At 59.5% G+C, this 12,785-nt stretch carries 14 protein-coding genes; 13 read left to right on the top strand and 1 reads right to left on the bottom strand.

All coding sequences use genetic code 11. The annotated features are described in order from the left end of the window. The first annotated feature begins 4 nt into the window (after positions 1-4). From M0H32_RS07355 to M0H32_RS07330, 6 genes are read left to right on the top strand one after another with little or no spacing between them, the layout of a single operon-like run. Positions 5-328: a head-tail joining protein gene (locus tag M0H32_RS07355; RefSeq protein ID WP_248152726.1), complete on the top strand. Its 324-nt coding sequence runs from the start codon at positions 5-7 to the stop codon at positions 326-328. Then, positions 328-1,002 (top strand): DUF6441 family protein, encoded by a 675-nt coding sequence (locus M0H32_RS07350; RefSeq protein WP_248152725.1) that lies wholly within the window; start codon positions 328-330, stop codon positions 1,000-1,002. Before M0H32_RS07355 ends, M0H32_RS07350 begins: the two co-directional genes overlap by 1 nt. Next, positions 999-1,448 (top strand): ferritin family protein, encoded by a 450-nt coding sequence (locus tag M0H32_RS07345; RefSeq protein ID WP_248152724.1) that lies wholly within the window; start codon positions 999-1,001, stop codon positions 1,446-1,448. Before M0H32_RS07350 ends, M0H32_RS07345 begins: the two co-directional genes overlap by 4 nt. 13 nt (positions 1,449-1,461) lie before the next feature. Then, positions 1,462-1,644, top strand: coding sequence for a hypothetical protein (locus M0H32_RS07340; protein ID WP_248152723.1), 183 nt, complete (start codon positions 1,462-1,464; stop codon positions 1,642-1,644). 15 nt (positions 1,645-1,659) lie between these two features. Beyond that, the gene (locus tag M0H32_RS07335) at positions 1,660-2,628 is read left to right on the top strand and encodes a phage tail tube protein (RefSeq protein WP_248152721.1); all 969 of its coding nucleotides are present in this window, start codon (positions 1,660-1,662) and stop codon (positions 2,626-2,628) included. A 1-nt stretch (position 2,629) separates the two neighbouring features. After that, entirely contained in the window at positions 2,630-3,076 is a 447-nt protein-coding gene (locus M0H32_RS07330) for a hypothetical protein (RefSeq protein WP_248152719.1), read from the top strand. 122 nt (positions 3,077-3,198) lie between these two features. Here M0H32_RS07330 and M0H32_RS07325 read toward each other — a convergent pair whose 3' ends face one another. After that, positions 3,199-3,381, bottom strand: coding sequence for a hypothetical protein (locus M0H32_RS07325; RefSeq protein WP_248152717.1), 183 nt, complete (start codon positions 3,379-3,381; stop codon positions 3,199-3,201). Between M0H32_RS07325 and M0H32_RS07320 the strand changes: the two genes are divergently transcribed. From M0H32_RS07320 to M0H32_RS07290, 7 genes are read left to right on the top strand one after another with little or no spacing between them, the layout of a single operon-like run. After that, complete coding sequence (locus M0H32_RS07320) at positions 3,380-5,809, top strand: phage tail tape measure protein (protein WP_248152714.1); 2,430 nt, start codon at positions 3,380-3,382, stop codon at positions 5,807-5,809. The two genes, M0H32_RS07325 and M0H32_RS07320, sit on opposite strands and share 2 nt — an antisense overlap. A gap of 3 nt (positions 5,810-5,812) precedes the next feature. Continuing rightward, a complete protein-coding gene (locus M0H32_RS07315; RefSeq protein WP_248152713.1) occupies positions 5,813-6,181 on the top strand; it encodes a hypothetical protein in 369 nt (122 codons plus the stop codon). Beyond that, positions 6,178-6,699 (top strand): DUF1833 family protein, encoded by a 522-nt coding sequence (locus M0H32_RS07310; RefSeq protein ID WP_248152711.1) that lies wholly within the window; start codon positions 6,178-6,180, stop codon positions 6,697-6,699. Before M0H32_RS07315 ends, M0H32_RS07310 begins: the two co-directional genes overlap by 4 nt. Further along, on the top strand, positions 6,696-7,112 hold the full coding sequence (locus M0H32_RS07305) for a hypothetical protein (RefSeq protein WP_248152709.1): 417 nt from the start codon (positions 6,696-6,698) through the stop codon (positions 7,110-7,112). The genes M0H32_RS07310 and M0H32_RS07305 overlap by 4 nt, the downstream gene beginning before the upstream one ends. A 53-nt stretch (positions 7,113-7,165) precedes the next feature. Continuing rightward, the gene (locus M0H32_RS07300; protein WP_248152707.1) at positions 7,166-11,509 is read left to right on the top strand and encodes a host specificity factor TipJ family phage tail protein; all 4,344 of its coding nucleotides are present in this window, start codon (positions 7,166-7,168) and stop codon (positions 11,507-11,509) included. After that, on the top strand, positions 11,506-12,330 hold the full coding sequence (locus M0H32_RS07295) for a hypothetical protein (protein ID WP_248152705.1): 825 nt from the start codon (positions 11,506-11,508) through the stop codon (positions 12,328-12,330). Before M0H32_RS07300 ends, M0H32_RS07295 begins: the two co-directional genes overlap by 4 nt. Then, complete coding sequence (locus M0H32_RS07290; protein ID WP_248152703.1) at positions 12,330-12,773, top strand: hypothetical protein; 444 nt, start codon at positions 12,330-12,332, stop codon at positions 12,771-12,773. Before M0H32_RS07295 ends, M0H32_RS07290 begins: the two co-directional genes overlap by 1 nt. The last annotated feature ends 12 nt before the right edge of the window (positions 12,774-12,785 follow it).

The raw sequence follows: 12,785 nt of genomic DNA, 5'->3' as shown, positions 1-12,785 counted from the left end.
GGCCATGCGTTCCGATATCGCTCAGAAAGCCATCGACGCCGCGTTTTCAAAACTCGGCGTCGACGGTTTCTATCAGCCGGAGACCGGCGATCCCGTGCCTTGTAAGGTGCTGTTTTCCTCGGATGACGACGAACCGCTGGATTTTGGCGGCAAATCCCGTCCGGTTGGCCGGGAAAGTGTTCTCAAACTCCGTGCTGCCGAAGTGACGCCGTCGAAAGAGCGGGTGATCACTATCGCTGAGACTGGCGCCATTTACACGATTAAATCGCTCCCGATATTATCGGGCTGTGCGCGATTGGTCTGGAAGTTCAAGGCGGTAGCCAGCTGATGCCTGATTTGAGACTGGCGCTTGTCGGGGACCTGCAAAAGCATCTCGACGCGGAAGAAAAGGAAGTCTCGATTGCTCTGCGCCTCGGGACCGAAGACGTTGCCATTTTGGGCAAGAAGAGGTTCCGGCAGCAAACGACAGCAGCCGGACTTGGGCGGAAGGTTGCCAAAGCCTGGCGGCACAATGTTTATCCACGTCATGGTGTCGAAACGCTGGAACCTGCAGCGCTGATCTTCACCAAAGCGCCCGAGATCATTCAGTCCTTCGACGAAGGCCAGACAATCCGCCCGAGAAACAAGAGCTTTCTGGCCATTCCGACAGACTTTGCCCCGAAGAGCCGCGAACGGCTTTCACGCGGGCGCCGCATGAGCCTGAGGGAGTTCACGGAAACCTTCGGCAAGGATGCCCTTAGTTTCCGGGCGCGTTCTGGTTCACAAGGATCAATCGTCTACGCTTTTGCTGAAGACGGTTTTCGGCGCTCGCGCGGCAAACGGGGCGGGTCCCGTCGCATCAAGGCAGGTGGCCGGCAAAAGTCAGAACGGGTTCTTATGTTCGTGCTCGTCAAACAGGTTCGCCTTTCGAAGCGATTGGACGTGTCCTCGATCGAGACTGTTCTGCGCAGGCAGTATCCAACACTCCTCACGCGGCGTTTGACCGAAAGGCTGTCCCAATGAGTTCGGATGCAGTTCTAACCGCTTTGCACACGGTGCTGACCGATCTCTCCGCGGCAGAGGCCGACGTGCCGGCGATCGCGCGGAACCAGACGCTGGACGATGCCTTCGAAGCGCTTGCCGGTGGGTCGCTGTCCTATGGCAACATGGTCGACGGGGATCTTGAGCGTATCACCGAAGCGCTCGGGGTGCCGGACGGGCAATTTGAACTGCGTCAGTTTGCTCTTCTGGAACTGATCGTGAAAGCGGCCACGGACGAAGCGCGCCGGGCGGCACTTGGGACGATCCTGGCAAAGGTGCATGCGGCTCTCGAGGCTTCGACCGGCAACGTCGCAACGTGGGAAATCACCGGTCTCGACCGGCTCGGCCAGGCGACAGACGGCGATCCCGAGGCCTCCGGCTACACCGTCGAAATCACCTGCGAATTCGTTTCTGACGTGCCTTACTAAAAGGAAAATCCCCATGACACGCAAACGCGACACCGCGCCGGAAACGGCGGGGAAACCCTTCGTGCTGCTCGAAACCGTGCCGGACCTCGGCACGCGGGGCAGCATCAAGTCCCTCAATGATGAGCAGGTCGGCGAACTGGGCGCGAAGGTGCGCCCGGCAAGCTCCCGCGACCTAGAGATCGCCGGCAAGGCGTAACAGGAGACCTCTGACATGCCCACAAGTGCAACTCCGCGCGGCAAGACCGCCAATCTTCTGTTCGGCGATCAGGCCGACTTTTCGACGCCAGCACCCGTCGATTACATTTCGACGCCGTTCTATTCGGAAAACCTTGGCGAGTCAGAGCCGCTGGATACTGATCCGCTGCTCGGTACCGCGCGCACCAACAACCGGGACCAGACTGCGCCCGCACCTGGCCTGGTGACCATGGGCGGCGATATTGTTGTGCCGATGGATGTGAACCATTTGCCGTACTGGCTGACCATGCTCTTCGGGGCGCCGGTAACAACGGGCGCGGGTCCTTACGAGCACGTCTTCACCAGCGGTGGCGAGGTGCTACCCTACCGCACAATCGAAATCGAAAAACGGGCTGGGTCTGCGTTTTTCCAGAACATCGGCATGTTGGCGTCAGGCTTTTCCTTTGACAGCGCCCGCGCCGGGGGCTTCCGCCAGGCGACCGTCAACCTGGTCGGGCGCAGCCAAACGAAACTCGGGGCGAGTGCGGGCGGCAACCCGTCTGCGCAACTTGCGCTGAGTCAGATCCCGGCTTCCAAGGGGCTCATGCGCATTGACAGTGTCGACGCCGCACATTTCCTCGGCGGATCGTTCAACTACCAGAACAACCCCGCGCCGGATGAAAGCTTGAACGCCACCGAATATCTGTCCGGCTACCAGCTGGACGACGATGCAACGTGCAGCGGCTCAAATCGAGTTCGGTACGTCAATGACAGTTATTACGACATCATGACTGCGGGTGATCCGGTGGCCCTGGAGCTGGAGTTTTTGCTGTCGGCAAACGCCAAGATCTTGTTCGCGATGCCGGCGGTGACGTTCGAGCGCACCCCATTTGCGCCGATTTCCGGTCCTGGTGGTCTGGAGGCGGAATTCAACTGGCAGGCGCATCAGACAGCCGCCAGCGCGATGTTGACCGTGACTGTCACCAACCAGATCGCGACCTACTAAGATGGCGGTGCGTCTCGGTAAGACCAAACTGGTCCCGGCCGCGGTGGAGTTTCCTGACGGGATCTCGCTCACCATGCGCCGGGCCAATTCCGTCGACCTGGAAGAGGCGGAGGCGGAGGCCGGACGGCTCGTGGCTGGCCTTATCGAGGGGGCAGAGGCCTTTTCCGGGTTCGGGTTCGATGGAATCGACGGGGTCGGATTTTCCGATGTCGAGGAAGCGCTTGGCCTGTCTCAATTCCTCACCCTTGCACTGGTGTTTGAGCGGGTGGTTTCGGACTGGACCGGCTTGATCGGCGACGATGAAAATCCCGCCCCCTTATCGCGGCTCTATATCGGCCGGTTTCTGCTGGATCCGATTTATCGCGGGCAATTCCGCAGAGAAGCCTATGCCCGTCTCTATCTGGAGATCACGGAGGGAAACGGGTCCGCCGCCTCGCTGAATGGATAGGGCGGGGCGGCCTGGACTACTGCTCGAATTGCAAGAAGAGCGACGTGACATGCGGCAAGGCCTGCCCCGTCGAAAAGCACAAGCCGAATACGCGTGAGGGTAGGGCCGCCGTCAGAGTGGCGTCACAGCCCGGCGTTCAACGCATACATGCGTTTTCCGGCGAACCTGTCGGCATCGACATCACCGAGGCCAAGGCCCGGATTGTCGAAGACGCCGACCCGAAACTGCTCATGAAATGTCTGACCGAGTTCGAACGCGGCCTGTTGACAGGACGCGCGGCGGCTAAAGAGGGAGGCCCAGAACATGGCACCTAGAACACCGCAAGTCGGCGTCCGTCTTGCCGCCCTGGATGGCAAGGTAGTCCAGCGTGAATTTCGGAAGTTCGGCAAGGAAGGTGAAGCCGCGTTGCAGCGGATCCAGAAGGCTTCCGCTCCCACGTCGCGCAGCCTGAAGGCTGTCGATGCCTCGGTGAACGACATGAAATCGAGCGCTGCAGGGTTGTCTGCCCGGATCGGCCCGCTCGGCTCTGCTCTGTCAGCACTCGGACCCGTTGGCCTTGCCGCATCGGTGGGTATCGGTGCCTTGAGCTTGGGTTTGGCGGTGGCGACGGATAGAAGCCGGGATGCTGTCGCGGCCATTACCGAAGTAGCGAACTCCGCGCGCCGGGCGGGTCTCGATGTGCAGGACTTTCAGGAGCTTGGTTATGTAGCTGAGGTCAATCAGATTTCTATCGATGCGTTGACAGACGGCATCAAGGAACTGAACCTCCGGGCGGACGAATTCATCGTCACCGGCAAGGGCTCCGCCGCAGAAGCCTTCCAGCGTCTTGGTTTCAGCGCGGACGAACTCAGTGAACGACTTCGAAATCCTGCTGACCTGATGGTAGAAATCATCAAGCGCACCGAGGACCTGGACCGCGCCGCGCAAATCCGCATTGCGGATGAACTGTTCGGCGGTACCGGCGGCGAACGTTTTGTCGAGTTGATCGATCGAGGCTCTGCCTCGGTGCAGGATCTTGTCAGGGAATTCCGGGAACTGGGAATTGGCTTTGATCGGAACATGATCGACAAAGCCGAAGAAGCGGATCGGGAATTTCGAAAGCTCGGCATTCAGCTCGATAACGATTTCAAGAAAGTCCTTATCGATCTGGCGCCGGTAGCGCTGGCTGTAAGTGGTGCAATTGTGAAGATCACAGGCGCAGTCCGTGGCTTGATTGATGCCCTGAGTGACTTCGAAGACCGTTCCGCGCAAGGTCGAGCTAGGGCATTGGACCGCCTTCGCGAGGACCTTGCCCGCCAGGACGAAAAAATCCGACTAGAGCAGTCCAACCCGAATACTGTTGGGTTCGTCAAAACGGCAGAACTAAACCAGTTACAGGAGGAACGCTCCCGCATCCGTCGTGAATTGACGGCACTGGAGCAGGCCGAATTCCGCATCCACGACCGGGAAAGCACCCGTAGGCTCGGCACGGGCAGCACGATCAACGAACCGACCGAAGCCGACCGTGCTGCGGCCGAGGCCTGGCGCAAACGCATTTTGACAGCGGATGAAGAACGAAAAATTGCGCTTCAGGAAATCGATAAGCTCGAAAAGGGCGGGCTATTAACAGCCGAAGCGGCCGCTCTTTCGCGATTGGATGCGGAGAAAACCTACGCAGCGGCGATAAAGAAAACCGGCACTGCTGGCCGAAAGGAAGAAGCTAAGCTCCTGCGCGAGGTGCAATCGCTGCTGAAGACCAGCGCGACGCCAGCGCAGGAACTGGAAACCCGCCTGAAGCGGATCGCCGAGCTGCAGAAGGAAGGCGTTTTCGACAAGGCGACTGGTGGAAAGGGCGAGGCGGCTGCGAATGCCGCGCGCGTCACGGCCATGCGGGAGTATCTGGGGGCGGCTGAAGACACTGCCGGAGCGCTGGAGAAGTTGCGTCAGCTGGCGCAGGACGGTATCGGCGCGGATGCGCTGGCCGCACAGATCGCGCTTGCAGAGCGGGCCGGCAAGTCCTTTGGCGAAACCATGAAGGAAGTCGGCGGAACCGTTGCCGACAGCATCACCGATGCCATTTTCGATGCCGGCGAAGAGGCTAAGGATTTCGGAGACATCATGAAGTCGCTCGCTCGCCAGTTGGCACGCGATTTCCTCAATTCCAACCTGCGCAACCTGTTCGGGCAGATTACGGGCGGTCTGGGGGGCGGTTACGGGGGAGGTGGAAGCGGGATCTTATCGATCCTCACGGGCCTTCTCGGTGGTGGCCGGTCTTCGTCCTCTGCCGTTCTGGCGGCGACGGCCGGCATCTACCACGATGGCGGTAAAATCGGTCCTGGCGGAAGGACCCGTCAGGTACCTGCGTCGTTGTTTGCCAATGCCGAGCGGCGTCACTCCGGCGGCTTCATCGGTCCGCGTGAGCGGGCCATCATCGCGGAAGACGATGAGCGTGTCTTGACGCTCGCCATGCAGAAAAACACGGCGGACAGCTTTCGGTCGCTTGCGGCGCTGGCAAACCGTCCGGCTGCCGCCATGCCTTCGGCTTCTGCTGCGCCGATCGTCAATATTTATCCGCAAGCTGGGCAGGAGGTGACGACGCAACAGCGACAGGGCTCCAACGGCGCGGCAGAACTAGATGTTATCCTCGGGCCAATCGAGCGGGCGCTTGCAACCAAGGTTGCCGAAGGCGGGAAACTGTCAACGGCCATCGGCAAGCGGTTCGGTCTGAACCGTGCCAACGGACTGGCGGGGTAAACCATGCCGCTTCCTTCCTGGCCGGCCAGCGTGCCGGAGAGCCCGGTGCGCGGCAGCTACCGGGTGCCGCAGCCGTTCAACCAGAACGACATAACTGAGTTCGAGGCGGGGAACTCCCGCGACCGGCCGCGGGGTACGGTGCAGTACCGGATCGTCGAACAGTCGATCCGGATGACGCAGAGCGAATTTGAGACCTTTGACAACTTTGTCCGCAACGATCTCGCCAAAGGGTCGCTGCGCTTCACCATGAATGTCTGGAACGGCTACGCCATGGCCTCCGCCACCGTGAAACTCTCCGGTCCCGACAAGTTCACGGTGGCGCCGAAAGGACGTGTACTGCTGGTTTCCATGCGTCTTGAGGTGGAGCTATGAGCACAATCACTGAAGCTATCCGCGAAGCCTATGCTTCCTGCGAGGGCGATATCATCCTGGAAACCGTCGAGTTGCGGCACCCGGCGTTTCAGGAAGGCGGCAGCCCGATCGCGCTCCGGTTCGTCGCCGACGGCGTTGATCAGGACCTGTTGCTTGAGGCCGACGCGGCGATGAATCCGGGCGAGGTGGTCACCTTCATTTCCATGCCCTTCGGACTTGATCCGCCATCAGACGAAGAAGGCGCGGTACCGCAGGTCAAGTTCTGGATCGATAACGTTTCGTCCGAGGTGCACAAGCACCTGCAGCAGGCGGTCCTGATCCGCTCACCAGTTTTTGTGACTTGGCGTGAATATCTTGTGGGTCAGGCAGGGCCGCAACAGCGTGTCGACGGGATCGAACTGCGCAACGTAAAGGTCACATCCTTGCGAGCGACGGCGACGGCGCAGCCGGGCAATTGGTCCGACCGGCTATTCGGCAAAGTCTATGATCGGGACGGATTCCCGACGCTGTCAACATGAACACCTTGACGCCTGACCAGATCGGCCGGCTGTCCCGGTTGATCGGGGCGCCCTACGATCCGGAGAACCGTGCGCCGGGCTTTCACTGCTGGGGCGCCTTCTGTGCCGCTCAAGAGATCCTCGGCCATTCCGGCTTGCCGGATTTCGTACCCAAAAACGTCACCCTGGCCGCGCGTGCCAGGGCGCTTCGCGAACATCCGGAGCGCTCCAACTGGCGCAAGATCGACAACCCCGTCATGGGCTGCGCCGTCCTGATGGCCAAGCAAACCGTCGCCACTCATGTCGGCTGCTGGCTCGACCTGGATGGCGGCGGCGTTCTTCACGCTCTCCCGAATATCGGGGTTGCTTTCGAAACCCTTCAAAGACTGAGGCAAGCGTCCTGGCGATGCATCACGTTTCACCTATCGATTTGACCCCGAGCACAACGCCGTTACCCCCGTGCACGCCCGTACGGCTGCCTGTGGTCATGGGGGCGTCCCTCGCTGAAATCATCACGGCCCACGGCCCTGCCAGATCCGTTGCGTTCTATGTGACGGTCAACGGGGAGCCTGTGTTGCGCAAGGGCTGGGACATGGTCCCGGCACACTCCGATATCGTTGAAGCCGTTGTCCTTCCTCGGGGCGGAGAAGACAGCAAGTCCGTACTCGGCATCGTCGCTCTGATCGCGCTTTCCGCATTTGCTCCCTGGGCGGGTGGACTGATTGCCGGTGCGCTTGGCGCGAGTTCCACCGGCATCATCGCCGGTCTTGCCGGCGCCGCGATCCTTGCTGGCGGTGGTATTCTGATCAACACGCTGCTGGCACCGAAACCGGCCTCGACTGCAAGCACGGATCTGGCTGCATCGCCGACCTATACCGCCAACCCGTCCGGCAACCAGGCGCGGCTCTACCAGACGATCCCGGTGCAATACGGCGAACATCTGATGGTGCCGGACTATGTCTCAGATCCCTACCAGGAATTCGACGGCAACGATCAGTATCTGCACCTGTTGTTCGGCCGGGGGCTCGGGCGCGCTGCGCCGAAGGACGTGCGGATCGGCGAGACCGTCGTCTGGAACGATAGCGAGGGCTATACCGGTTCGATTGATGATATCGAGATTGAGTTTTATGAACCTGGAGAACAGGTCACCCTGTTTCCGGTGCAGGTCGAAACCTCTTCCGAGGTTGGCGGACAGCTTATGGAACAGGGCAACACGCTCGGTCCATATGCTGCTGTACCGGCAGGTGAGACCGCGCAAAAGCTCGCCGTCGACGTCGTGCTGCCCGAGGGCTGCTATCATATTGAGAACGACGGCGCGAAACAGTCGGCAACGGTCCAGTTTCATTTCCAGTATCGCGAGATAGATGATCTTGGTGCGCCGGTTGGGGCCTGGCAAACGCTGGCCAACGAGACCTTGACCCTTAGGACAACGACACCGCAGCGGTTTTCCTATGCTGCTGATGTGCCTGTCGGGCGCTATGAGGTCAAAGCCGACCGGATCAACGCCTGGTCTGATGGAGATCAGACCTTCGACCGGCTCGAATGGGCGGGCCTGCGCGCTTATCTCGATGGGCCGCAGAGCTTTGCTGATCTGTCCACCATGGCCGTCAAGGTCAAAGTGAACGGTCAACTGACGCAGCAATCCTCCCAGGACTTCCGACTTGTCCAATGCCGCATTCTGCCTGTCTGGAACGGCGTTGCATGGATTGAGCAGGAAACCAGGTCGATTGCTTGGGCGGCGGTAGATGTCGCCCGCAACGCGCTCTACGGGGCAGGGGAAGCCGACAGCAAGATCGATTTTGCGACCTTCATGGCCTATGACGCGCTCTGGGATGCGCGCGGAGATTACTTTGACGGGATCTTCGACACGCGGCAGACCCGGTTCGATGTGATCAATACGATCCTGGGGGCAGGCCGCGCGAGCGTGCGGTTCGCGGGTGACCAGATCTCCATGGTGCGCGATGAGCAGAGAACGCTTCCGTCTCAAGTCTTCTCCGACCGCAATATCGTGCGAGGGTCACTGGAGGTCACTTATGATTTGCACCAAACCGACAGCGCTGACGATGTGATCGTGGAATACATGGACGCCACTTCCTGGACGACGGAAGAGGTTCGCTGCACAATCGCACAATCCACCTCAGAAGCGCCGGCGCGCGTGCGTATGATCGGGCCGACGAACCGCGATCAGGCATGGCGCGAGGGCATTCACCTTGCGGCCGACAACTATTTTCGCCGGGAAAAGGCAACCTTCCGCACGGAGCTGGAAGGCCGTTTGGTGGCTCGTGGCGACCTGATCCGCATTCAGTCCGATATGCCGCAGACGTGGGGCAAGTCCGGCACTGTCAAAGCCTATTCAGGACTGACCGTGACCCTTGACCGGGAACCGGAAACCGATCCTGCCAACACCTATATTCGGTTTCGTCAGAAGAATGGCGAAGAGTGGGGGCCATGCAAGATCACCTGGACGCCAGGCGCCAAGGTCGTTTCACTGGACAGTGATGACTATGACGCGGCAGAGGCCGTCTTCGGCGAGCTTTGGTCTCATCTTGACGACAATGGCGGGGATGCGCCTGTTTACCTGCTTGGGGAAGGTTTCGACTTCACCTTCAACGGCATTGTGCTCGGCATGGTGCCTGAGGGCAAACGGGTCCGGCTGGAAGTGGTTCGGGAAAATGCCGCCGTTTACCTCGCCGACGATGGCCTGACGGTCCCGGATTATCCGAGCGGCACGTTGCTTCCGCCTTCTTCTGGCGCGCCGGTAATTCAGAGCATGACCGTTGCCCGGGAACTGAGCGTAACGGAAAGTTTCCTGAGTGTATCTGCGCTGCCCGGTCCTGGGGCTAAGACGTTCAAAATTGAAATTTCATACGACGAAGAGACATGGGCTCCGGTCTATGAAGGTTCGTTGCCTGTCGCTTCCGTCGCCGTTCTCCGCGACGCACTATGGGTGCGCATGCAGGCAATCGGAGACCGTCCAGGTCCTTACAAGTTTGCAGCAGTCGCAGCAGCGCCGGCAGAAATCAGGTTGCCGGATGGTGTCGTTGTGCAATCCGCCGCCAATATTTACGACGACATTCGCGGGACGGTGCCGGCCGGAGAACTGTTGAGCGATCTTGAAGCCGCCGAGCTGATGGCTCGGGAGCTTCGGGATAGTCTTTCGCAGGAAGGCGCCCCGGTGCCGAAGGCAATCAACTCGGTTGCCTGGCAATTGAATGAAGCTGCGCAGGGCCTGCTTCAGAACCTGCTCGATACGCAGGACCTGAAAACGACCCTGAAAGAGGCTGGCATAGACGTTGTCGGCAACAAAGTCCGGATTTTCGGCCTGGACCAATATGTCAGCGAGAACGATGCGCGGGTGTCGTCGGTCGAGATTTCGCTTGATGCCGCCAATTCGCAGATCGCGCTTAAGGCCTCGCTTTCGGAAGTCACAGAGCTGATCGCGACGACTGTCAGTTATACTCCTGCCCGCAGATGGGAATGGAACGGAACGGTTGAAAGCTGGACGGGCGTCAATGCAACTCTTTCGGCCGGCACTTCCACTGTAACGGTTACAGGGACGGGAGCGGGCAGCGGTCTGACGATCTCCGGCCTCGACATCGATGCGGCGGAAGCAACGTTCATTCGCTTCCGCGTTCGGCGTGTCTCTGGGTCTAATTGGTCCGGAAAGGTCGAATGGGATACCGGTGGCGGCTTCCTGTTCGAGCAGGCCATTACCGAGCCGGACACGCCGTCGGTGATGACAGAAATCACCGTTTCACTCGCCGCCAATCCGGAGTGGAACGGCACAGTTCAAGGCCTTCGGCTGACGTTGGGCGACGGTTCGACAGTGTACGAGCTGGATTATCTGGAGGTCGCCGCCAACGCACTTTATGACCTGCTTACAGCAGGGATCGATGCTCGTGTTTCGGAGGTTGAGGCCGATCTTGATGCGGTCGAATCGGCTCTTACCCTGAAGGCAACTGTTGCCGACCTGGGGGTGGCGGAAGGCCGGATAACGACGGCAGAGACCCGGCTTGATGGCCTGGACGCTACGATTGCGTTGAAGGCCTCCCAGGCAAGTCTCGATGCTGTTGAGGGGCGTATAGACACGGCAGAGGTCGAAATCGACGCGCTGCAGGGGCAAATCCAGCAGTCCATTGTTTCGATCAGTGTCGACAATAACAACCAAAACGATTTGAACGGCCAGACGCTGCTAGACCGGATCTTTGGCGATCTCGATTTCCGAAACGATTTTGAGGGTCGGTTCGCTTCGGCGGTCACTTCTCTGGTTGCGCGCACGGATGCCGGCGACGGTGCCCTTGCACAGTCCATTCTCAATCTGACGGCGATCGTCAATCAGAATGCGGCCTCGATCGTCTCGGAAAGCTTGGTCAGGGCAAGTACCGATGGAGCGCTTGCCAGTTCTATCAACTCGGTGTCGACAACCGTTAATGGGCACACGTCCTCGATCTCGACACTGCAGTCATCGGTAGACGGGCTTGAGGCGCAATATGTGCTCTCGGTGTCTGCTGGAGGCGCGGTTGGCGGGTTCACGATTACCGGTATCGAGAAAGGTGACGGGTCGGGCAGCATTGATTTCGGCATTGCGGCAGATCGGTTTTTTATCGTCGACCCGAACAACACCGGTACGGCGGTTGCTCCACTCGTTTTCCAGGGCGGCACGCTGTACCTGAACGATCTGGTTGCGGTGTCGATCACGGCCGACACGCTGAGTGCCGTTTCCGTTGACCTCGGCATTGTGAGGCTTGGCAAAATTCAAAACATCACCGCAACAACTACGTTTTTGATCGATGCGACAAACGGCATTATTCACATGGAGAACACGGCATGACCGTCTTCCGGGCTGATCTTCAGAAAAACATTGTCGCGATCTATACCGGGAGCCGGGATGAGGGTGTCGAGGACAATCCGCTTGCCAACATGGACCGTGTGATCTTTCACTCGGACCTTCCCTATGTCGAGGCGGTCGACAAAGTCAGCGGGGAGGTTTTGATACCTGCGCCCAGCAACACGACCTGGGGCTATTATTCGCAGGTCAATCTTTTTGCGCACGGCCTCAGCTATACGCCGCTGATTATCCCGCTTGCCCATAATGTCTATGACATCAATGGAACGCTTTGGAGCGTCATTCCGGCGAACCTGTCGTTCCCGAACTGGCGTGCGAACCCGCGTGACTACTTCAATCCGCCGGCGCAGGGTGCCAATGGGCAGGTTGGTTACACAAATATCTGCGCCACCGACACACATGTTGTCGCGACGACGATGTGGAACAACGCAATTGGCAGCGTGCTTCGTTTCAATCTGAAATTCACTGTCTACGTTACCAATGTCGCCCTGTCCGGCACGGTCAATCCACCGCTGTCGTCGGAGCTGATCCGGCTCGACGCGGATGAGTTGAAGATTGCCGGCAAGTTTTCTTCGCTGGACACGCATTTTTCAGAAAGCGGACCGGGCGACCCGGTCCATTTCCCGATGGGCGGGGGCACGCTCGTCAACGAAAACATCGGCCTGCGGTCCATGGCTATCACGTTCAACGGTTCGAAGTTCCGTGGAAGCCCCTACGGGACAAAGGCGCCCATTCAGTACAGCAATGTGAGCAGTGAGACGAACAGCGTCTCGACCGGATCGATCACCGCAAAGGCGGACGGCTGATGCCGACCCTGATTGACCTCGCCAACAACATCTACCGTTTTGGGGGCTTCGACCCGGATAACGGCATGATGCTGCCGTTCGCGGCTTACACGGGAAGTCTGTCATTTCCGTCTCGCTCCACCGGATCGAGCACGGCGGCATGGGATCTTGCGACGACGGTGGCGACCGGACTCGACCCGCGCGCCACCTTCGCCAGCGGCATGGGACAGCTAACTGCGCCCGGTTATTTCACCAGCACCTGGTATTCATTCGGCGGGTCAACGCTGATCGTCTGGCAGGAGAATGGCCCCGGCGGATTTTCCGCCAAATATCAGGTCTTCAGCGCGATCAGCGGTGGCAACCTGATTGTTGGTGGGCGTCAATACATTTCGAACCATTCAACAGTGCAAAGCGCCACTTTCAATTTCCGCATTCTGCTGCTCGGCTTTGCAAGCGCAACCTAACCACATCTGAGG

Origin of the sequence: Roseibium sediminicola, assembly GCF_023156505.1 — a bacterium.
In the GTDB taxonomy this organism is placed as follows: domain Bacteria; phylum Pseudomonadota; class Alphaproteobacteria; order Rhizobiales; family Stappiaceae; genus Roseibium; species Roseibium sediminicola.
Note: the sequence above shows the minus strand (reverse complement) of the source record. Positions and strands in the feature narration are given on the sequence as shown.